The 21,895-nt window shown below is 59.6% G+C and carries 15 protein-coding genes; 4 read left to right on the top strand and 11 right to left on the bottom strand.

Features of this window, described 5'->3' with window-relative positions; genetic code table 11:
- Positions 1-85: 85 nt before the first annotated feature.
- The 11 genes from lnt to ACUZ9Q_RS11710 all read right to left on the bottom strand — a co-directional run bounded on the left by lnt (position 86) and on the right by ACUZ9Q_RS11710 (position 12,101).
- Positions 86-1,696: an apolipoprotein N-acyltransferase gene (gene lnt / locus ACUZ9Q_RS11760; protein ID WP_215647932.1), complete on the bottom strand. Its 1,611-nt coding sequence runs from the start codon at positions 1,694-1,696 to the stop codon at positions 86-88.
- On the bottom strand, positions 1,693-2,562 hold the full coding sequence (locus tag ACUZ9Q_RS11755) for a hemolysin family protein (RefSeq protein WP_192113267.1): 870 nt from the start codon (positions 2,560-2,562) through the stop codon (positions 1,693-1,695). The genes lnt and ACUZ9Q_RS11755 overlap by 4 nt, the downstream gene beginning before the upstream one ends.
- 140 nt (positions 2,563-2,702) lie before the next feature.
- Positions 2,703-3,635 carry a hypothetical protein gene (locus tag ACUZ9Q_RS11750; protein WP_192113268.1) on the bottom strand — a complete coding sequence of 311 codons (933 nt, stop codon included), beginning with the start codon at positions 3,633-3,635 and terminating at the stop codon, positions 2,703-2,705.
- 37 nt (positions 3,636-3,672) lie between these two features.
- Complete coding sequence (gene mnmG / locus ACUZ9Q_RS11745; RefSeq protein ID WP_192113269.1) at positions 3,673-5,619, bottom strand: tRNA uridine-5-carboxymethylaminomethyl(34) synthesis enzyme MnmG; 1,947 nt, start codon at positions 5,617-5,619, stop codon at positions 3,673-3,675.
- Positions 5,612-6,853: a M20 family metallo-hydrolase gene (locus ACUZ9Q_RS11740; protein ID WP_215647930.1), complete on the bottom strand. Its 1,242-nt coding sequence runs from the start codon at positions 6,851-6,853 to the stop codon at positions 5,612-5,614. Before ACUZ9Q_RS11740 ends, mnmG begins: the two co-directional genes overlap by 8 nt.
- A gap of 159 nt (positions 6,854-7,012) precedes the next feature.
- Positions 7,013-7,279 carry a PxxKW family cysteine-rich protein gene (locus tag ACUZ9Q_RS11735; RefSeq protein WP_022659470.1) on the bottom strand — a complete coding sequence of 89 codons (267 nt, stop codon included), beginning with the start codon at positions 7,277-7,279 and terminating at the stop codon, positions 7,013-7,015.
- A 191-nt stretch (positions 7,280-7,470) separates the two neighbouring features.
- The gene (locus ACUZ9Q_RS11730) at positions 7,471-8,181 is read right to left on the bottom strand and encodes an ABC transporter ATP-binding protein (RefSeq protein ID WP_192113271.1); all 711 of its coding nucleotides are present in this window, start codon (positions 8,179-8,181) and stop codon (positions 7,471-7,473) included.
- Positions 8,182-8,184: 3 nt separating this feature from the next.
- A complete protein-coding gene (locus ACUZ9Q_RS11725; protein WP_022659472.1) occupies positions 8,185-8,955 on the bottom strand; it encodes an ABC transporter ATP-binding protein in 771 nt (256 codons plus the stop codon).
- Positions 8,952-9,920 (bottom strand): branched-chain amino acid ABC transporter permease, encoded by a 969-nt coding sequence (locus ACUZ9Q_RS11720; RefSeq protein ID WP_022659473.1) that lies wholly within the window; start codon positions 9,918-9,920, stop codon positions 8,952-8,954. Before ACUZ9Q_RS11720 ends, ACUZ9Q_RS11725 begins: the two co-directional genes overlap by 4 nt.
- Positions 9,917-10,822 carry a branched-chain amino acid ABC transporter permease gene (locus ACUZ9Q_RS11715; RefSeq protein WP_022659474.1) on the bottom strand — a complete coding sequence of 302 codons (906 nt, stop codon included), beginning with the start codon at positions 10,820-10,822 and terminating at the stop codon, positions 9,917-9,919. The genes ACUZ9Q_RS11720 and ACUZ9Q_RS11715 overlap by 4 nt, the downstream gene beginning before the upstream one ends.
- Before the next feature lie 157 nt (positions 10,823-10,979).
- Positions 10,980-12,101, bottom strand: coding sequence for a branched-chain amino acid ABC transporter substrate-binding protein (locus ACUZ9Q_RS11710; RefSeq protein ID WP_192113273.1), 1,122 nt, complete (start codon positions 12,099-12,101; stop codon positions 10,980-10,982).
- A gap of 643 nt (positions 12,102-12,744) precedes the next feature.
- On the opposite strand from ACUZ9Q_RS11710, the gene ACUZ9Q_RS11705 reads away from it, so the two are divergent.
- The 4 genes from ACUZ9Q_RS11705 to glgP are packed head-to-tail and all read left to right on the top strand — an operon-like array spanning position 12,745 to position 21,815.
- On the top strand, positions 12,745-14,913 hold the full coding sequence (locus ACUZ9Q_RS11705) for an amylo-alpha-1,6-glucosidase (protein ID WP_215647928.1): 2,169 nt from the start codon (positions 12,745-12,747) through the stop codon (positions 14,911-14,913).
- A 10-nt stretch (positions 14,914-14,923) separates the two neighbouring features.
- Positions 14,924-16,273, top strand: coding sequence for a glycosyltransferase (locus tag ACUZ9Q_RS11700; protein ID WP_215647927.1), 1,350 nt, complete (start codon positions 14,924-14,926; stop codon positions 16,271-16,273).
- A complete protein-coding gene (locus ACUZ9Q_RS11695) occupies positions 16,273-17,529 on the top strand; it encodes a glycoside hydrolase family 57 protein (protein WP_449247922.1) in 1,257 nt (418 codons plus the stop codon). Before ACUZ9Q_RS11700 ends, ACUZ9Q_RS11695 begins: the two co-directional genes overlap by 1 nt.
- A 29-nt stretch (positions 17,530-17,558) precedes the next feature.
- On the top strand, positions 17,559-21,815 hold the full coding sequence (gene glgP / locus ACUZ9Q_RS11690; protein WP_227119020.1) for an alpha-glucan family phosphorylase: 4,257 nt from the start codon (positions 17,559-17,561) through the stop codon (positions 21,813-21,815).
- The last annotated feature ends 80 nt before the right edge of the window (positions 21,816-21,895 follow it).

Below are 21,895 nucleotides of genomic sequence, written 5' to 3'. Positions count from 1 at the left end.
ATGCCCTGAGGCGTAAAACCGCGCAACCGGGAGGATCAGACCTCCGCGTGCGCGCGGCGCTGACTGCGTCAAGGCCGAAAAAAAATCAGGAACAGCTGGCGGCTTTGTCGCGGTCTTTTGCAAACCTGCCGCCGGGGCCGAGCAGCAGTAGGGTCAGAAATACCAGGGCAGCTCCGGGCATAAGCCAGGGCGAAATACTGTGGAACAGGCTTGGCGCAGTTACAAGCGCTGCCTTGCCCCAGACGGCCTGAGCCTTGAACTGGCCTCCCTGCATGGTCAGCCGGGCGCGCGGATCCACCACAACAGAAATGCCCGTGTTGGTGCCGCGTAATATCCAGCGGTTCTGCTCCACGGCCCGCAGGGCAGTGAGGTAGAGATGCTGCCGTGCCGCCGGAGTGTTGCCAAACCAGCCGTCATTGCTGATATCTACAAGAATGTTTGCCCCATCCGCCACGCGGTTCTGGGCAAGCCACGGGAATATTCCCTCATAGCAGATGAGCATTCCCAGAGCAAGATTGTCCTGCCGCAGCGGGGCGACAGCCGTGCCAGTCTGGTACACGCCAACCCCTTGCAGCAATGCCTCCAGAAATCCCCAGTTGAGCCATTCTGGCAGATATTCGCCAAAGGGAACCAGGTGTTCCTTGTCGTAATATCCGACAGTATCGCCCTTGGGGTTCAGCAAAAAGGCCCGGTTGAAAACATCGGGATCTTTTTTGCCGGGGTGGCGCTCGAGGCCCGGCGCGCCAAACAGCAGCGGGCTGCCGCTGTGGGCCGCCAGCTCGCGAATGCGCGGGGCATGCAGGGCGTTGACCTCAAAAAAGAAAGGCATGGCTGTTTCCGGCCACACAATGAGGGGGCGGGCATCGGGTTTTTGCGCAAGGCCCTGATACGTCAGGCCCAGATACAGATCCACAGTCTGCCGCTGAAAGGCTGGAACCCACTTCTGGTTCTGGTCAACGTTGCCTTCCACGTAGAGCACATCCACGCTGTCCTGCCCGCTGGGTTCGGTGACCATCGGGTTGGCGTAAAGCCGCCAGCCCCCGTAGCACAGAAGGGAAATCGTGAGCACAAGGCCGGGGATCAGGCTTGCGCGGTCGGGGCAGAAGCGCCGCGGCCCGCAGACAAAGGCAAGGCAGCACAGCAGGGCCGCCATGCTCCACAGGCCTGTAAGGGCGTAACCGCCCACCATGTCCGCAGCCTGCACCAGTATGGGCCAGGGGGACAAAGCCCCGGCCATGTCAAGCCAGGGAAAGCCCAGGGCAAGGGCATAGACCGCCTCAAGCAGATACCACAGCAGGCCAAGCAGCACGGCCTGCACCCAGGCGGGCCTGTGGCGGAACATGTGGGCCGCGAGGGCAAACAGGCCGCCGGCACTGCCAATGCAGGTTACGATGAACAGCGCGCAGGGAACGGCCAGCAGCCAGGGCAGGCCGCCCACGTTGTGCACGGGCAGGGTAAGCCAGTAGAGCGCGGCCATGCCGCCAGCAATGGTGCCAATCCAGCCCATGCGCAAGGCAATGGCGCGGCTCGCGGCCTCCCGGCCAAGCAATGCCAGCGCCACAGGCCACAGGAGCACCAGTGGAGGGAAACTGATAAGATCGTTGGGAAAGCCCAGCCACAGGCCTAGTGCGGCAGCAAGGCACAAAACCCAGCCGCGCTGCGTGGCCCCTGGCGCTTCAGGACGGAACAGCTTCATGCTTTTGCCGCTTCTTCCTCTTCCGTGGCCGGAGCGGGCGCGGCGTGGTCAGCAGGTTCCATGCGCAGGCGGATAATGAGCTTCCTGTCAGCTTCAAGCACGGTAAAGGCCCAGCCTCGCAGGGTAAAGCGCTCGCCAGGGCCGGGGACGTGCCCCGCCTCCATGCTCAGGTAGCCGCCGATGGTGTCCACCTCGTCCGAATCCAGATCAACGCCCAGATCTTCAAGGTCTTCCAGCAGGGCGCGGCCAGTGAGTTCATAAACATTTTCGCCGAGGGGGCGGATGTCTTCCTGACGCGGCGCATCGTGTTCGTCTTCAATATCGCCCACGATTTCTTCCAGCACGTCTTCGATGGTGATAAGGCCGGATGTGCCGCCGTATTCGTCAAGCGCAATGGCAATGTGCTGTTTGCGGGCGCGAAATTCCTGCAGCAGGGTGCGGATGGATTTGGTCTCTGGCACAAAGAAAGGCTCGCGCATGACCCGCGAAACTGCGGGGGCGTGTTCCCCCTGATCCAGCAGGCTGCTGAGAACATCCTTGGCGTGGAGAATGCCCACGATATTGTCGCGGGTGTCCTTGTAAACGGGAATGCGCGAATGACCGGAACGCACAATGATGCGCGCCACTTCCTGAAGCGGCATGTCATCGGGAACGCAGTCTATATCGGTGCGGGGGATCATGGTATCCTGCACCTGAAGATCGTTGAAGCGCAGGATGCCAAGGAGCATGGATTCCTCGTAGGGTTCCACCTCGCCGTCGGCTCGTGCTTCCAGAATGGCTTTTTCGAGAGATTCCTGATCGTCGTGCCCGAACAGTCTGCTCAGGCGCGACCAGATGGTACTGTGACCTTCCGTGCCGCCGTCCAAAATAACCTCCTAGGTTGGCGTACTCACTACGCGCCGCGCGCGTTTGCCTGCGGTGCAACCGCCACGGCAGAATTTTCCTGCCTTGAGCGGATGATTTCAAAATCCGACCCAGGCAGCACGTTATTCAAAGATAGTTTGATCTAGCCAGTCAGCTTGCGCTGCTGGATATCCATCTGCATCACCCACTGGGTAATGGGCGAAACACCGCTCTTGGGGGTGCTGTGGAACCAGTTGATATCGGCCTTGCCCTGTTCCAGAACCGCCCAGTTGCTGAATTCTGTTCCCAGAACCAGGGCCGGGGTGGGTTCTTTCTGCATGCGGATATTGAGCACGTCACAGGTGCACCAGAATGTGACCACGCGGTCTTCCTTGCTCATCTGATAGATGATGAGACAAAGTAACTGGGAACCTTTGTCGAGGTCAACTGGCTTGTCTTCCAGCGATTCAGCAGGAAAGCGCAGAGCCATGCCCGTGGCGGAAATGTCGGCCACCTGCACGAGCTCGTTTTCCATGCCGGATTTATAATGCAGCAGGGGTCTGCCAATTTCTGCCGTGTTGCGGGGCATGGGTTTGGCGGGATCCATCTCCCACACGCCGATAACACGCACCAGATCCTTGGGCGGTTTAACGCGGATGAAATGGCGTTTTTGCCCGGCGTCTATATCCTTGGGCATGGAAAGAAGAAGGCGCGATTTGTCATACGCGCCCTTTACCTGCTGAATCTGTGCCTGGAATTTAAAAAAGGAGGGGCCTTCGGGCAGGGTGGCGCGAAAGAATACTTCCACCGGGGTGCCTTCAAGCTCACGTGATACATAGGAAAGAACTTCCATCTCAAGCTGCGTGGAAAGTATCCTGACGAGGGTGCCGGCCATGCCCTTGCTGTTGTGGAGTTCCTCAACATTAAGGTCGAATATTTCGTTCTGTTCCTGCGCAGTCTCAAGCATGCGGCGGATGATCTCCGCACGCTTTGCCGCGTGGCGCATGCTCTGCAACCGGCCTTTGACCGAGACGAGCGTGGCGCAAAGCGCCGCAAGCAGAATGCCGACAACAATAAGAAGTTGGGTGCCCGTCATAGATTCACCGGTGTCAACAGTTGTGTGGCGTCATCCCTCACTGCGGGGATGCAGCAGCGCCATTGGGGTATTTTTCAGGGCGCAGCAATCCAAGTTTGTGGAGGTGAACCTCCAGGCATGCAACCGCCGCAGGGGTTACGCCGGATATCCGTCCGGCCTGCCCAAGGCTGCAAGGTCGCACCCTGTCCAGTTTTTCTACCACTTCATGGGATAACCCAGCTACTTTGGCATAATCGAGTTGCGGGGGCAAGGCCGTTGCCTCAAGCCTGGCCGAGCGCGCGATAAGTTCGCGCTGACGTGCCAGATAGCCCTCGTACTTGATTTCTGTCTGCACGCTCTCACAGGCGCCGGTTCCGGCGGCAGCTCTGGCAGCCGCCAGATCAGCCCCGGTTTCGGCCAGCGCTTCGTGTTGGGTCGCGGTCAGCATGGCTTCAAGCGAGTCCAGGTCAACATCCGGGCGTTTCAGGGCTTCTGCCAGAGTTTTGCCCACAGGCAACTGGGCCTCGGGCGCATCCTCGGGCAACTTGTGTCCGGGTATGCGTTTTTTGCCCAGATATTCCCTGAAACGTTCGGCGGCTTCCTGTTTGATGCAAAACGCGCGCCACTGTTCGTCGCTCACAAGGCCAAGTTCACGGCCAATCCGGGTCAGCCGCGTATCGGCATTGTCTTCGCGCAGCAGCAGCCTGTGCTCCGCGCGCGAGGTGAACATCCGGTAGGGTTCCTGAGTGCCGAGTGTTACAAGATCATCAACAAGCACAGCCATATAGGCCTGATCGCGCCCCGGCGTAAAGGGGGCAAGACCGCGCATGGCGCACGAGATGTTCAACGCGGCCCACAGGCCCTGCGCTGCGGCTTCCTCGTAGCCGGACGTTCCGTTGATCTGCCCTGCAAGCCACAATCCCGGCACGGCCTTGGTTTCAAGGGTGGGGCGCAGCTGGATGGGGTTGGCGTAGTCATATTCAATGGCGTAACCGGGGCGCAGCACCACAGCGTTTTCCAGCCCCTTGAGGGCGTGAACCATGTCGAGCTGCACATCAAGGGGCAGGCTGGTGGGAATGCCGTTGGCATACACCTCCGCGCTGTTGAGTCCCTCCGGCTCCAGAAATATCTGGTGCCGCTCCCGGTGCGGAAAACGGGCCACCTTATCTTCAATGGAAGGACAGTAGCGCGCGCCAGTGCCCTTGATGACGCCCGTGAACATGGGCGAGCGGTCAAAACCGCTACGGATGATTTCGTGCGCGCGTTCGTTTGTCCACGTCACATGGCACGACACCTGTTCCAGGGCCGGGCCGGGGCCGTGAAAGCTGAAGCCCGGAGGCGGCGTGTCGCCCGGCTGTTCTTCCAGCTGGGAATAGTCGATGGATGATTTGAGGATACGCGGCGTGGTGCCGGTTTTCAGACGGCCAAGGGTCAGGCCTAGGCTGCGCAGACTGTCTGAAAGGCCCAGCGCCGGGGCATCGCCCAGGCGGCCGCCGGGCAGATTGGTGAGGCCCATGTGGATGCGTCCATCCAGAAAGGTGCCCGTGGTCAGCAGCACATGGCGCGCTGCAAAGGTCAGCCCCTGAGCCGTGCGCACGCCAGTGACGCGGCCGTCATCGGTGGTCACGTCCACCACGGAATCCTGCCAGATGCGCAGGCCGGGCGTGTTGTAGAGCGTTTTTTTGAGCACGCGCTGATAGGCCTCGCGGTCGATCTGGGCGCGTGTGGCCCGCACCGCAGGCCCCTTGCTCATGTTCAGCACGCGAAACTGTATGCCCGCAGCATCGGCCCACAGGCCCATCATGCCGCCAAGGGCGTCAATTTCGCGCACCATATGACCCTTGGCCAGGCCGCCGATGGCGGGGTTGCACGAGAGGTAGCCCAGCCGGTCAAGGTTGCCGCTGATGAGCAGCACGTTGTGCCCCATGCGGGCCAGGGCCACGGCGGCTTCGCTGCCAGCGTGACCGCCGCCCGCGACAATACAGTCAAATATGGAATCAGACATGGGCTGCGTTCATGAGGATGTGGGCAAACACCTGCGAATCCTTGATGGTAGCGGTGATGGATGAGCGTTCGTCCGGTTGGTGGCAGGTGTTTTCAAGGCAGCCCCAAACGGCGGCGGGCAGGCCCTTTTGCCGCAAAAATGCCGCAACGGTTGCCCCGCCTATGCCCACGGCCTGCGCCTGAACGCCGTAAATGCGGGCGATGGCGGCCTTGAGCGCTGTAACAACGGTGCCGGTTTGCGGTATGGCCGTGGCGTCCTGCCGCTGCACCACGCTCACCTGTATCTGTACGGTGTGCTTTTCCGCCACTTCGGCGGCCACTTCACGCATCTTTGCAAGCACGCTGTCCATATCCACATGGGGCAGGAGGCGGCAGTCAATGTAAAAAACATCATTGCCTGGAACTGTGTTGATGTTCGGCACATTGGCTTCGTGCTTGCCCGGCACAAAGGTGGAATAAGGCGGGTCAAACAGGGGATTGGCATCGGCAAAGGCGGAGCGCAGGGCATTGTGGCACGAGAGGGCCATGTCCGCCCCTGCCAGAAATGCGTTGCGGCCCTTTTGCGGCGTGGAGCCGTGGCACTGGATGCCCGTGGTCTGCACCTTGAGCCAGAGCTGGCTTTTTTCTGCGATCTCGATGACATCGCCCTTGGACGAACCGGCGTCCGGCACGATGTAGAGATCATCGGGATTAAAAAAGTGCGGGGCTGTGTTGAGAAGATGCTCCAGGCCGTAAAGACTGCCGGTTTCTTCATCAGCCATGAAAACAAGACCCAGTGAAAGCTCGGGGGTAATGCCCTGGGAGAGCACTTCTTCCGCCAGCAGCAGCATACTGACTATGGCCTGCTGGTTGTCTTCCACGCCGCGTCCGTACAGAAAATCGCCATCGCGGCGCACCTGCCAGGGGTTGCTGGTCCAGGCTGCGAGGTCGCCCGGAGGCACCACGTCCGTATGCCCGAAAAGCCACAGAGTGCGGCTGCTTTTGCCGGGGATGCGGGCCACAAGGTTGGGACGCTGACCATCGGTAACGCGCGGATCCGGCGCGTCAACGCGTGAAAGGGCGGTTACGCCGCAGGCCTTGAGCCAGTTGGTGATGCAGCGCACCTTTTCCATTTCGCCCTGGCCGCCGTTGTCCGGGCCAAGGGCCTGGCATGCCGTAAGCACGGCCTGAAGCTCCGCAACGCGGTCTTCTCGCCCGGCCAGCCCGCGCAACAAGGTGTCGAGTGTCTTGAACATGGGGTTTCCCGTATGGCGTTACAACGCGCAAGAGGCTGCTCGCGCAGCCCCTTGAAAAAGTCTTCAGCCCCGGCATGACCGTTGTTGAATCGGCCTGTTGCGATAAAATCGCAAACTGACCGCCAGCGGCATGTCGGAACCGATGTAAGCCTGGTTGGCCTAGCGGCCACCCTTGGCGGCGCGCTTGGACGCCTTCAAAGGGTTGACCTTGGCGGCAGCGGCAACAGAGGCCTTCACGTGCGTGGCAAAGTTGCAACGGCCAGCAGTCCACTTTTTGGCAGGGACAGGGTAGCTGGAGCAGAACTCTTCGCCTTCAAATTCGCGCACGCGGTCACAGCCAGAACACTGTTCAACCACCGGGGAAAGAACAAAACCGTTGACCACCACGCCTTCAGCGGTTTTGGTGGCTTTTTCCAGAGGGGTCATAGCAAAACCTCCATGCGCAGCAGCGCCGTATTGCTAAAATAACGGCGGAATGGCCGCCGCGTTGGAATGGAAAAATATAGTTGAAAGCAATTTTCTGTCAAGTAAAAGAAGTGGAAAATTTTTCAGCCGGCTTGCGGTGCGGGAACCTCGTGCTATTGCGGCCGCTTGTAAAAAAACAGTCGCCGGTCTGGCTAGCCGCCCAGATAGGCCTCGCGCACGCTGGCATTGGCAAGGAGGTTTTCGGCCCGGTCTTCCATGACCACGCTGCCAACTTCAAGCACATAGCCGCGCGTGGCCAGCTTCAGCGCCGCACGGGCGTTTTGTTCCACCAGCAGCACCGTTACGCCTTTCTTGTTGATGGCCCGCACGGTTTCAAAGATGGAGCGCACCAGCAGCGGGGCAAGGCCCAGCGAGGGTTCATCCAGCAGCAGCAGGCGCGGTTCGGCCATGAGGGCGCGGCCTATGGCGAGCATTTGCTGTTCGCCGCCGGAAAGCGTACCCGCGAGTTGATCCTTGCGTTCGTGCAAACGCGGAAAAAGATCAAAAATCCATTCCAGCGTGCGCTCGCGGCGGGCCTTGTCCTCAATGCAGAATGCCCCGAGGCGCAGATTTTCCAGAACGCTCATGATGCCGAAAACACGCCGCCCTTCGGGCGACTGGGCAATGCCAAGGCCCACGACCTTGTGGCTCGGCATGCTCAGCAGGTTTTGCCCTTCAAAGAGAATTTCACCTTCAAAGGGGCGCACCAGCCCGCTGATGGAGAGCAAGGTGGTGCTTTTGCCCGCACCGTTGGCCCCGAGAATGGTGACGATTTCGCCTTCGTCCACCCTCAGGTCGATGCCGTGCAGCACTTCAACACTGCCGTAGCGCACGCGCACATTAGACAATTGCAACAGGGACATGGCTTACCACTTTTCGTCGTCTGCGCCCAGATAAGCCTCAATGACGGCGGGATCCTGCCGCACGTCTTCGGGCTTGCCCTGGGCAATCATGGTGCCGTGTTCCAGCACCACCAGTTTTTCGCAAATCTTCATCACCAAGCGCATGTCGTGCTCAATGAGCAGCACGGTGATGCCCCTGTCGCGGATAGCCCGGATGGTATGCACCAGGGCGGCGGTCTCCTGATCGTTCATGCCGCCTGCGGGTTCGTCCAGAATCACGAGGCGCGGGTCGGAGGCCAGTGCCCGGGCTATCTCAAGCAGGCGCTGGTTGCCGTAAGAAAGGCCACCTGCGGCCTCGGTATAGCGGTCGGCAAGGCCCACAAATTCCAGCTCTTCCATGCAGCGGGCAACGGCGGCTTTTTCTTCCTCGCGCTGACCCGGCGTGTGCAGCATGCACGATATCAGACCGGATTTCATGCGGCAGTGCCGTCCGGCCAGCACGTTCTCCAGCACAGAAAGGCGGCCAAAGAGGCGGATGGTCTGGAACGTGCGGGCGATGCCCAGTTCCACCACCTTGTGCGGGCGCAGTCCGGCAATGGATTTGCCGTCAAAAAAGATGCGGCCCGACTCCGGCGTATAGTTGCCGGTTATGCAGTTGAACACGGTGGTCTTGCCAGCGCCGTTGGGGCCGATAAGCCCCACAATGCTGCCAGCGTCAACGTCAAAGGTAAGATCGTTCAGGGCAATGAGGCCGCCGAACATCTTGCTCATTTCTTCAAGGCGCAGCAGGGTCATGCGGGCCTCCCGTCACTGGCTGCTGGCGGCGCAGCAACCTTGTAGCGCCGCTGCCTCGGGGGCAACAGGCCCTGGGGCCGCCAGACCATCATGACCATCATGGCAAGGCCGAAGATGAGCATGCGCGCATTGGAAAATTCGCGCAGCACTTCGGGCAGGCCGATGAAAAGAAACGCGCTGATAAGCACGCCAAGCTGGCTGCCGCCGGAAAGTATGACCACTGCAAAGATGATCACGGATTCCATGAAGTTGAACGATTCCGGCGCGATGGTTGTCATCTTGGCGGCATAGAGCGTGCCAGCCATGCCCGCCCAGAAAGCGCCCAGAACAAAGGCCGCCAGCTTGTAGTGGGTGACGTTGACCCCGCAGCCTTCTGCGGCCACGTCGTCTTCCTTGATGAAGTTCAGCGCGCGGCCAAAGCGGGAATGCCACAGGCCGTAGAACAGCAGCAGGCTCACGCCCACCATGCCCCAGACCAGAAAATAGAACTGCAGGCTCTTGACGATCTTGAAGCCAAAAAACATGGGGCGACTGATGCCGAAAATGCCGTTGGCGCCGCCTGTGAGGCCGAAAACATCGTTAATAAGCGCAATGCGCACAATTTCCACAATGCCGATGGTGACGATCAGCAGATAGTCGCCACGCAGGTGGATGATGGGGCGGGCCACAATAAGGGCGAAGATAGCCGCCGCCGCGCCGGAGAGAGGCATAACCCACAGCACGGGCCAATGGCAGACCGTGTTGAGGATGGCGGTGGTGTAGGCACCCACGGCAAAAAAGGCGGCGTGCCCCATGTGGAATATGCCCGCCTGCCCCAGAATGACGTTGAGCGAAAGGGCCAGCAGGGCGTAGAGGCCAATGCTCACGCACACGTCAAGCCAGTAGGCGTTGCAAAAGAGCGGCAACGCGCACAAAAAGAGGCCCGCAGCCGCATACACGGCAAAGTTGCACGGAAGTTTTTTCATAGTTTGTCCGCCGTGCGCTCGCCCAGAATGCCGGTGGGGCGGATAATCAGAATGAGAATGAGCACCAGAAAGGCGATGGCGTCCTTCCAGGCAATGGCTATGTAGCCTGCGGCAAGGGCTTCGATAACGCCGAGCAAAAGCCCGCCCAGCATGGCGCCCGGGATGTTGCCGATGCCCCCCAGGATGGCGGCGGTAAAGGCCTTGAGGCCGTAAGACCAGCCCATGGTAAAGTCGATCTGCCCGTAGTAGATGCCCACCATCAGACCAGCCGCGCCGCCAAGGCCGGGGCCGATAAGAAAGACCAGCGAGATGATGCGGTCAACATTGATGCCCATAAGCTGCGCAGCGCCGGGGTCGATGGCCACGGCACGAATGGCCGCGCCTGTGCGCGTGCGCTGGATAAAGGCCCAGAGGCCGAGCATCAGCACAACGCTGGCCGCGATGACCAGCAGGCGCACGCCGGGCACTTCAAGGCCGAGCATCCTCACCGTAAAGTCGGGGCGCAGATAGTCGGGGTACACGTAGAAGCGCGCGCCGTAGATCAGCATGACCGCGTTCTGGAAAAATATGGATGCGCCAAGGGCGGAAACCACGGCGGAAAGGCGATTGGCGTTGCGCAGTGGGCGATATGCCGTACGCTCAAGCAAAAAGCCAATAATCGCCACCAGCAGGGCCACCATGACAAAAACGGCGGCTACAGCCAAAAAGGGATTGAGCGCGCCCGCCATATTGCAGCTGACAAGCAGGGTAAGCCCCAGGTAGGCGCCAATGGTAAACAGGTCGCCGTGGGCAAAGTTGATGAGCTTGAGCACGCCGTACACCATGGTGTAGCCCAGCGCCACAAGCGCATAGATGCCGCCCACGGCCAGGCCGTTCAAAAGCTGTTGGAGAAATTGTTCCATAATGTTCGGCGTTGGTACTCGGCATTTGGCGGGCGACCGGGATACCGGTCGCCCGCCGTAATGAACGCGTCCTCAAGGGGATTGCGCTTTTCGCCGGGGTGTTTATGCCCCGGGCGTGTATCTGTGCAACATGGGCGCGGCTAATGACCGCGCCGCATTACTTGGGCTGCAAAACGAAGTTGCCCGTGGCGTCAACCTTGTAGGTGCGGTAGAACTCACCCACGCGGTCGCCCTTGGCGTCAAAACCCAGGTTGCCGGAAAGACCGGGCATGCCCTTGAGTTCCTTGAGCCATGCGGCCATTTCCTTGGGAGTGTCCTTGCCGGCTTCAAGCGCGCCTTCAATAACCTTGAATGCATCGCCAGCCAGCACGGCCCACACGGAAACAGGCACGGTATTGTACTTGGCCTTGAAGGCCTTGAGGAATTCCTTGGCTTCAGGCGTGTCCATATCCTGCGGCAGCGGCGGGCTGATGAAGAAATAGCCCGTGGCGGCTTCGTTACCGGCGATCTTGACCAGATCCTGATGGTTTGCGGCATCGCCGCCCATCATGGGAACGTTCCAGCCCATTTCTCTCTTCTGCCGCAACAGCATGCCGGTTTCCGGGTAGTAACCGGTAAAGAACACGAGGTCGGGATTGGCAGCTTTAAGCTTGGTCAGAATGGCGGTGTAGTCGCGCTCTCCGGGGGTAAGAGCATCGTAAAACACCACTTTCATACCGTCTTTTTCAAGCACTGCCTTGGTTTCTTCCGCCAGGCCCTTGGCATACGAAGAATTGTCGTGCAGCAGGGCCACGGCCTTGTAGCCGCCCTTCTTGATGGCTTCGGCGGCGGACTTGCCCTGCGCGTCGTCGCGCGGGCAGGTGCGGAAAAAGAGCTTCAAGCCCTTTTCCGTAAGGCGCACGCTGGTGGAGCCAGTGCCGATCTGCACCAGTTCCGCCTCGTCCAGAATGCTCTGGCTGGCCTCGGTCACGGCGGAGCCGTACGTGCCGATAACGGCCACAACACCAGCGGAAGCAAGCTTCTGCGCGGCCAGAGCGGCCGTGCGCGGATCGCCCGCGTCGTCTTCGACAACCAGCTGAACCTTGCGGCCCTTGATGCCGCCCTTGGCATTCACATCGTCAACCAGCAGGGTAACGATGTTCTTCATATCCAGGCCTTCGGAGGCCCATTTGCCCGTAAGCGGGCACATAAGGCCAACCTTGATGTCACCAGCCAGCGCCGCAACGGGCACGAGCAGGGTAAGGGCCAGAGCCCCAAGCCAACGACCAAGTGCTTTCATGAACTACCCCCGTCAGGTATGCAAATATTGTGAGCAACGAACAAGCGTACCCTAAAAATGAAGAAAGAAAAAGCCCCCAGTACAGCCGGGCCGCGCATTGGCGCAAACAGACGCAAGCCAGCGAGGGCGGCAGGGCTGCGTTATGACCATACAGCTTGCGCGGCAGTTGTAATCAGTAGTGAGTACATGCGCCGTGTTTATACTGCAAAGCATTGTGAACCTGTTCAGGCAACCATGGTAACTTGCGCGATTGTAACGCGATGCTCACACGATGATTTCAGATTGGTCAAATTCTTCATATAATATTAGCCAGCTAACAAGCACGTCGTGTTTAGTGCATCGCTAAGGCGATAAAACTGGAAACAAAAGTGGCACGCGCTCGACAGTCAAAAAATAATGGGGTAAGGTAAAGCTGTAAAAACAGAGAACACCTTTATTTTCTTAAATGTTTTTCTGTTGCGGTTTTCGCGGTCAGAGGTTCGGCTGTTTCAGTTTCTCTCTGCGCCCTTTCCGCCGTACCCCTTCCGCAAGCATTGCCGCAACTTGGGCCGCCCAGCATCGTCTGGCGGTCAGGCGGCGATTGCGCCCTTCGTCTTCCCGCAGCATTCGCCGTCGCGCTCCATATGGGCGCCAAGGAGGCCGTATGCGGTTCAGCTTTGACAAGGCAGCCTGCCAGAATACGCGCAGGGCGCTGCACCGGGAGTGGCTGCTCACCAACGAACGGGGCGACTGCTCCGGCAGCAGCATTTTGTGCTGCAACACGCGCAAATATCACGGCCTGCTTGCCGTCAACACGCCGTACGGCCGTCATGTGCTGCTCTCTGCCCTTGAGGAATCGGTGTGCGGCGGCGGCAGGGAATTCTTTTTTTCCACCCGCCAGCATCCTGGCACGCTCTATCCCAACGGGCACGAGTATCTTGAAGCTTTCCAGCTCGATCAGTGGCCGCAGAGCACCTATCGGGTGGGCGAAGTAAGCCTGAGCCGCGAGGTGCTGCTTGCGCGGGATAAAAGCCTGCTGTTGTTGCGCTATGAACTGCGCGGGCCGGAGGATATCCCCCCGCTCACCCTGCGCATCAAGCCTTTGCTTGCCTACCGCAATGTTCACGCGCTCACGCGGGTAAACCCGGCCCTGCGAACGGATACCCTCCTTGTGGCTGGCGGTTTTGCAGCTCGCCCGTATGAGAGCTTGCCCCCCCTGTATATTCAGGCCGCCGGGGATTCCGGCAAGGCTTGCGCGAGGGCTGCAAATGCCGAGGGCGCGGCGACCAGCGAAAAATGCGGGCCGCATGCCGCTGCCAGTTTTTTTGCCGAGCCGGACTGGTGCCGCAATGTGGAATATTTTGAAGAGCGTGAGCGCGGTTTTGACGACAGTGAAGACCTCTTTATGCCCGGCACGCTTGAAATAGCTCTGCCGCCGTTGCCACAGGGCGGTTACGTGTATGTGGCGGCTGGTACGGAAGCCTGCGGTGAAAACCTGCGCACCCTGTGGGAGACGGAGAGCCGCGCCCGCACCGATGCTCACCTTGCGGGCGGCGGTCTTGCCGGGCAACTGGCGCAGGCTGGCGGCCAGTTCTGCATTACGACGCCGTCTGGCCGAGCCACCGTGATTGCCGGATATCCCTGGTTTGACGACTGGGGGCGCGACACCCTCATCAGCCTGCCGGGTTTGACCTTTTACGCCGGACGCGAAGAGTTTGGGCTGCACGTTCTGGCCGAGGTGGGGCGGCATATCCGCAACGGCCTTGTGCCCAACATGTTTTCGGAGTCAGGCGAGCATGCCTACAATTCAGTGGACGCGTCCCTGTGGTATGCCTTTGCCCTGCAACAGGTGCTGGCCGCTGTTCCCGATGGTCTGGCCTGGGCGCGGCAACATGCCTGGGACGCCCTGAAAGCCATCATCAAGGGCTACCGCAAGGGGCCGGGCATGGGCATCTTTGTGGATGCCGAGGGCCTGCTGCATGCGGGCGATGCCCACACCCAGCTTACCTGGATGGATGCCCAGGTAAACGGCTGCCCGGTTACGCCCCGGCACGGCTGCCCTGTGGAAATCAACGCCCTCTGGTACAACACCCTTGCCTTTGCCGACAGCCTTGCCGCCGCATTTCAGGAGCCGCTGCTCACGGGCGAGCGCCAGCGCGCCGCCATGCGCGATGCGTTTTTGCGCCGCTTCTGGACAACGGAGGCGGGCGGCTATCTGGGCGACGTGTGGCGCAACGGACAGCTCGACCGAAGCGTGCGTCCCAATCAGATATTTGCCGTGTCCCTGCCGCATGCCGTGCTTGCGGACGATTTTCAGCCGCAGGTTGTGGAATGCGTGCGCAACAGGCTGCTCACGCCTTTTGGCCTGCGCACCCTTGCCCCTGATGCCGCCGCATACAAAGGCAGATACGAAGGCAACGGCGAGAGCCGCGATGCCGCCTACCATCAGGGCACTGTCTGGCCCTGGCTGCTGGGCCATTATGCTGATGCACTGCTGCACACGGCCTGGGATATGAACGGCGCTGTTCAGGGTTTGCTTGATATGGTTACGCCCCTGTTTTGTCAGCATCTCTGCGAAGCCGGGCTTGGCAGCATTTCAGAAGTGTTTGACGGTTCCCCACCCTACAATCCCGGCGGCTGCACCGCCCAGGCCTGGAGCGTGGCCGAGTGCCTGCGCATGCTCAAAAAACTGCAAAAGGCCGCGCCGGATGTTTACGCCCATTGGGAGCAGAGGGTGGCGCATTGTCTGGCCCATCCCGCATCCGGCGACAAAACCGGCATATGCAGGGCAACCATGACTCTGGGCGTGTCAGCGTCCGGCAGTGAAGAATAAGGGTTTAGCCATGCGAGTGCTAATGTTTGGCTGGGAATTTCCGCCCCATATCAGTGGCGGCCTGGGAACGGCATGCTTTGGCATGACGCAGGCTCTGGCGAAAAAAGGGGCGGAGATCGTCTTTGTGCTGCCCCGCGTGGACGGCGGCAGCGGGCAGAACAGTTTTTTGCGCCTGCGGGGGGCCTCCGGCACTCCGGTTGCGGCCCAGCTTGCGGAAAGCATGACGCAGGCAGGGCATGAACTCTGGGCCAGCAGCATCCGCTGCCTGCCGGTGGAAAGCCCGCTTGTTCCCTACCTCACGCCGCAGGGCTATGCCGAAGCGCTGGAAAATCTGCGTCAGGAGCCAGGCAATGCGGCGAGTACGCGCGCTTTTGCGCCGCATGCGGGCCATACCGCCTGCGAAGGCGAAATTACGTTTGAACTGCACGGCGGTTATGGGGCTGACCTTATGGCCGAAGTGCAGCGTTACAGCCGTCTGGCCGGGGCCATTGCCGTGCAGGAACAGTTTGACGTCATCCACGTGCACGACTGGATGACCTACCCTGCGGGCATGATGGCCAGGGCGCTGACGGGCAAACCGCTGGTGGCGCATATTCATGCCACGGAATACGACCGCAGCGGCCTGAACATCAACGAACAGGTGGCGGGCATAGAACGCGCCGGGCTGAATGCCGCCGATGTGGTGGTGGCCGTGAGCCGTCTGACCCGAAAAACCGTCATTGACCGCTACGGCGTGGCACCCGAAAAGGTGGTGGTAGTGCACAATGCCGTTGCGCGGCACGAGGCAGGGCGCTGCTATCTTGTGCCGCAACGCATACGGCATGAAAAGCGGGTGCTGTTCCTCGGCCGCGTGACATTCCAGAAAGGGCCGGAGTACTTCATGGAAGCGGCCCGCCTTGTGCTGCAAAAAAATCCCAATGTCCGCTTTTTCATGGCTGGCAGCGGAGACATGCTGCCGGCGTTGATCCGCAGGGCAGGGCAGTTGCGTATGGGGCGGCGCTTCCATTTTGCCGGATTTTTGCGCGGCGAGGATGTGGACCGCATGTTCGCCCTCAGCGATCTTTATGTCATGCCTTCAGTCTCCGAGCCTTTCGGCATAACGCCGCTGGAGGCCATGCTTTACGATGTGCCGGTGCTGCTCTCGCGTCAGTCGGGTGTTTCAGAAGTGCTTGAGCACGCCCTCAAGGCTGATTTTTGGGATACGCGCGACATGGCCGACAAAATCTGCGCCGTGCTGCGTTACCCCTGCCTTGCCGCCGAACTGGTGAAAAACTGCCGCGAAGAAATGAAATCCATTAGATGGGAAAATGCCGCCGACCAATTGCTGACCATTTACCGGGATGTCCTTGGAGGTCACTGATGCCTGCGCTATGTCTGTGTTTCAATATACATGAGCCGTACCAGTTCCGCCGCTACACGGTTTTCGATATGGGGCAGAGCTCCGTTTACGAAGACGATGACCGCAATTGCGAAACCATGCTGCGCGCGGCGCGCCTGTGTTATCTGCCAGCCGCAGAAATGCTGCTCAGGCTTGTGCGCCGTCATGAAGGCGCGTTTGCGGTATCGCTGTGCGTTTCGGGCACCGCTCTGGATCTTTTTGAGCAGTACACCCCTGAAGTCACAGAAAGCCTGTGCGCTCTCGCGGCTACGGGCTGCGTGGAATTTGTCGCCGAAACTTCGGCGCATTCGCTGGCCTTTTTGTATTCACGCGAGGAATTTGACAGGCAGGTCAAGGCGCAAAGTGCGCGCATCAAAAAACTGTTTGGCAAAAAGCCTACCACCTTCATGCATACGGAATGCGTGTTCAACAATGACCTTGCCGCTGCCTTGCAACAGCTTGGTTTTAAAACCGCGCTGGCCGAGGGTGCGGATCAGGTGCTTGGCTGGCGCAGCCCCAACTGGGTGTACCGCCCGGTTTCCGGCCCCAAGATGAATCTTTTGCTGCGCAATACGGCCCTTTCTGACGACATGGGCCTGCGCTTTGGCGACAGGGGCTGGAGCGACTGGCCGCTTACTGCAGACAAGTTCGCCTCGTGGTGCCACAGCCTGGGCGACAAGGCGGATGTAATCAATATTTACAATGATTTTCATGTATTTGGTCTGCGTCACGGGCAGGATTCGGGCATCTTCGATTTTATGTCGGCCCTGCCCGAGGCCCTGCTGCGCGACAACCGCTTCAGGTTTGCCACGCCCGGCTCCATTGCCGGAAAGCGCGCCCCCGCCGGAGAGGTGGATGTGCCCCAGTTCGTGTCGTGGGAAGAAAGCGGCCATGACCTGACCTCGTGGCTTGGCAACGACATGCAGAAAGACGCCATCCATACGCTTTACAGCCTGGCTGCTCGGGTGAGCGCTAGCGGCGACAAGATGCTGCTGCACGACTATGAGCGTCTGCAAACCGCCGACCATTTCCGGCACATGTCCACCAAGTGGTTTTCCGGCCCTCGGCAGGACAGGCCCAGCCCCTTTGACAGCCCCTATGATGCCTACATCACCTATATGAATGTGCTGGCAGATTTTGAGCTGCGTCTTGAAGCCGCAGAACTGGCAGGCAAGGAACTCAAGCCCCGCAAGGTACGCAAGAACAGCCTCCGTTCCGGCACTAATGCGTCCGTTTAAGCCAATCGGCCTTTCCATAAGGAGAAAGCATGAATTTCGATAACACCACCGTCACGTTGTTTGAGGTCAGTTGGGAAGTCTGCAACAAGGTGGGGGGCATCTACTCTGTGGTCAGCAGCAAGGCACTGCAGGCTGTAGAGCAGTTTGGCGAGGACTATTTTCTCCTTGGCCCGTCCCTGGCGGAGAATGTGGGTTTTGAAGAAACGGACGAGAATATCTGGGATTCGCTCCGTCTGGCATTTGCTACAAAGGATCTCAAATGCCGTATGGGCCGCTGGAATATTCCCGGTCGTCCCAAGGCCATCCTGGTGGATTTTTCCAAGAGATATTCCAGCAACCAGCTTTTGTACGATCTGTGGAAAAATTACGGTGTGGATTCGCTTTCCGGCGGATGGGACTATATTGAACCCGTCATGTTCGCAACAGCCTGCAGTGCGGTTATTGCGGCCATTCATGAAAGCCGGGTGGAACCCCTTGAGGGACGCAGCGTTGCCCTGTTCCACGAATGGATGTGCGGCGCGGGCCTGCTTTCGCTCAAAAGGCTTTCTCCCGGCATAGGCACTGTGTTCACCACCCACGCCACCATGCTCGGGCGGGCCATGGCAGGGACCGGGCGGGATATCTATTCCAACCTGCGCAGCATTAATCCCGCCAACGAAGCCGCAGCCCTGAACATCACGGCCAAGTGGTCTCTTGAGGGGGCCAGCGCCCGCGAGGCGGACGTGTTCACCACCGTCAGCCCCATCACCGGGGAAGAATCCGCGGTGCTGCTGGGGCGGCAGCCCGATGTCATCACCACCAACGGTCTGGATATGCGGGTTATCCCCGATTATTCCGTAGACCGCTCCCGCCCGGCGGAACACCGTGCGCGCATAGTGGAGGCCTCCAGCCGCTTTCTGCGTTGCGAACTGCCAGCCAACACACGCATTTTCGCCATTTCCGGCCGATATGAAATGCACAACAAGGGCGTGGACATCTTCCTTGATGCTCTGGCCAAGCTTGAGCAGAGCCTCGCGGGCACGGACGCTTCCATTCTGGCCCTGTGCCTTGTCATGGGTGGGCATACGGGCGTTAATACCGCTGCGGTTTCTGGCGACCCCGAGGCCAACGACAACGGCCTGCCCTTTATCTGCACGCATTTCGCCTGGAACGCGCCGCAGGATCCGATTCTCAATGCCTGCCATCGGTTGGGTCTGAACAACAGGCCGGAAAACAGGGTCAAGGTCATCTTTGTGCCAGCCATGCTCAATGGGGAAGACGGCTTTTTGAATATGCCCTACGATGATGTCATGTCGGCCTGCGATGTGGGTTGCTTCCCCTCCTGGTACGAGCCGTGGGGGTATACGCCGCAGGAAAGCGCGGCCTGGGCCGTGCCCACCATTACCACTGACCTTTCAGGTTTTGGCATGTGGGCGCGCACGCAGTTGCAGGAGGGAGCCGTTACGCCCAAGGGCGTGTGCGTCATGCCCCGCCGGGGTATGAATTTTGAGCAAAGCGCCACAGTGCTGCACGAGCATCTGATCCGCGCCGCCACCTGCGCAGTGGATGATTTGCCCCAATGGCGCGCGGAGGCGCGTGCGCTGGCGGAAAAATCATCGTGGCAGTTCTTTTTTGAAAACTATGTCAGGGCCTTTGAAATAGCCTTCAAAAAGGCCTCCACCCGGATTAACTGCGATTGCGGGCATGCGGCTCTGGCGAGGGTGCTTTCCACATCGTGTTCCGCCACGCCATTTTTGCGGCCCATCATGGCCGTTGCCGAGGTGCCGAAAGAGCTTTCCCGTCTGCGCGACATTGCCCGCAATGTGTGGTGGTGCTGGCACGACAAGGCCAAGGCCCTGTTCATGGCCCTGAGCCCTTCCCATTGGGAAAGCTGGCGTAATCCTCTCAGGGTGCTGGAGCAGGCCGATCCGGAGCGCTTCCGCGATCTGCTGGAAAACGAAGACTACATGAATCTTTACCGTGAGGTCGTCGCCAAGTTCGATGCCTACATGGCCGAACCCATCCGCTCGCTCAGCACGGATGTGACGCCAGAAGCCCCCATTGCCTATTTTTCTACAGAATACGGCCTGAGTGAATCCATCCCCATTTATTCCGGCGGGCTTGGCGTCCTCTCTGGCGATCACCTCAAGTCTGCCTCGGATATGGCTATCCCCCTTGTGGGCGTTGGGCTTTTATACAAGAACGGCTATTTCCGGCAGGATATAGATGCCGATGGACGGCAGGTGGCCCAGTATCCCGTCAACAACTTCGGCCTCATGCCCATTTCGATGTTGTACGATGCGGACAATCAGCCGGTCTATGTGCAGCTTGAACTGCCGGGCCGTCTGTTGTTTGCAAGGGTGTGGAAACTGGCCGTGGGGCGCATAACCCTGTACCTCATGGATACGGACACCCGCCGCAACACTGACGAAGACCGCCGCATTACCGACAAGCTCTATGAGGCCAACCGAGAGGTACGCCTGCTGCAGGAAATGCTGCTGGGCATGGGCGGCATGCGGCTGCTGCGAACGATGCGTATAATGCCCAGCGTTTTTCATATGAATGAAGGGCATTCGGCCTTTATGGCCATGGAACGCCTTCAGGAATGCCTGAGCATGGGCATGAACTATGCCGAGGCAACTGTGCGGGTGCGCTCCAATACGGTGTTTACCACGCACACGCCCGTGCCCGCTGGCAACGAATCGTTTTCTCTGGAGCTGATGGAGCGGTATTTCAGCGGAATCGCCGCCAACCTTGGTTTGTCCTGGCAGCAGTTTGTGCAGCTTGGGCAGATAGAGGGCGGCAACAGCAGTTCCTTTGAAATGACGGTGCTTGCTTTGCGGCATTCGTGCTGGGCCAACGGTGTGAGCCGCCTGCACGGTGTTGTTTCGCGCCACATGTGGAACAACCTCTGGAAAAGCCTGCCCGTGGCGGAAACGCCCATCGGGCATGTTACCAACGGTATTCACGTGCCGTCCTATGTGGGGAGCTGGATGCATGAACTGCTGCACCAGTATCTTGGTTCTGGCTGGATGCAGTCGCCTCCCGGTTCCGGCGTATGGGACAAGGTGGACCAAATTCCTGACGAGGCCTTCTGGGCGGCCCGCATGCACCAGAAGGAAGCCCTGCTTGATGACCTGCGCCGCCGGATTCCGGAATTTATCCAGAAGTTTCATCTGTCATCGGATGAGCGCAAGCGCATGGAATCCATGCTCAAACCTGATACCCTCATTATCGGCTTTGCCCGCAGATTCGCCCCCTACAAGCGCGCCACGCTGATTTTTGCAGATCTGGACAGGCTGGCCCGCATCCTCAGCAATACCAATCGGCCTGTGGTGCTGGTATTTTCCGGCAAGGCGCATCCAGCGGACGAGGCGGGCATCAACATGATTCAGGAAGTGCTGCGCATGTGCCGCGACGAGCGCTTTCTGGGCCGCATATTCTTTGTGGAAAACTACAGTCTGGCTGTATCGCGCATTATGGCGCAGGGCTGCGATGTCTGGCTCAATACGCCGCGCAGGCCGCACGAGGCCTCGGGCACCAGTGGGATGAAACTGCCCGTCAACGGCGGCATCAATCTGAGTATTTCTGACGGCTGGTGGTGCGAGGGCTACAACCGCCAGAACGGCTGGACCATTGGCCCGGTTGTTTCCACAGAACTGCCCAGCAGCGAGCAGAATGACTACGCCGATGCAGAGGATCTGTATTCACTGCTGGAGAACGCCGTTGTCCCCCTGTATTTTGAGCGCGATGCAGAAGGACTGCCCCTGGAATGGATTGCCACGGCCAAGCGTTCGCTCAAAAGTCTCACGGCCATGTACAGCAGCAACCGCATGCTCAACGATTATATACGTCAGTTTTATCTGCGGGCAGCGCGCAGGCGCAACATGCTGCGCGACAATAACTGGGAGGCCTGCCGCGCCCTTGCAGCATGGCAGAGTGATTTGCCTGCGCGTTTTGGCACGGTCAAGGTGGACGAACTGACCATCAGCGGGGTGGAAAACAACACCATGATCTGCGGCGAACCCGTGAGTGTGCAACTGCGCATGCATCTTGGCGAAATGAAGCCGCAGGAGATACTGGTGCAACTTGTGATCGGGCAGGCGCTCATTAACGGCAGCTTCCGCGACAAGCCGGAAATATTGCGGCTTGAACCGAGATCAGGAGAAAACGGACAGGACGGCATGCGCTATACCGCAAGCTACATCCCTTCGTTCAGCGGCCACTACAGATATGGTGTACGCATCATGCCCGTGCATCCGGCGCAGGCTTCGCCGCTGGAAACGGACAATATTCTCTGGGCCTAGGAGTTTTACCGTTCTTTATGGGCTGAAAGCGTAGTTCTGCCGCGCTCCGAGTTTGATACGGGGCGCGGCAGTTTTTATCA

This window comes from Desulfovibrio desulfopostgatei, assembly GCF_053570645.1.
This window is presented reverse-complemented; position numbering and strand designations above follow the sequence as displayed.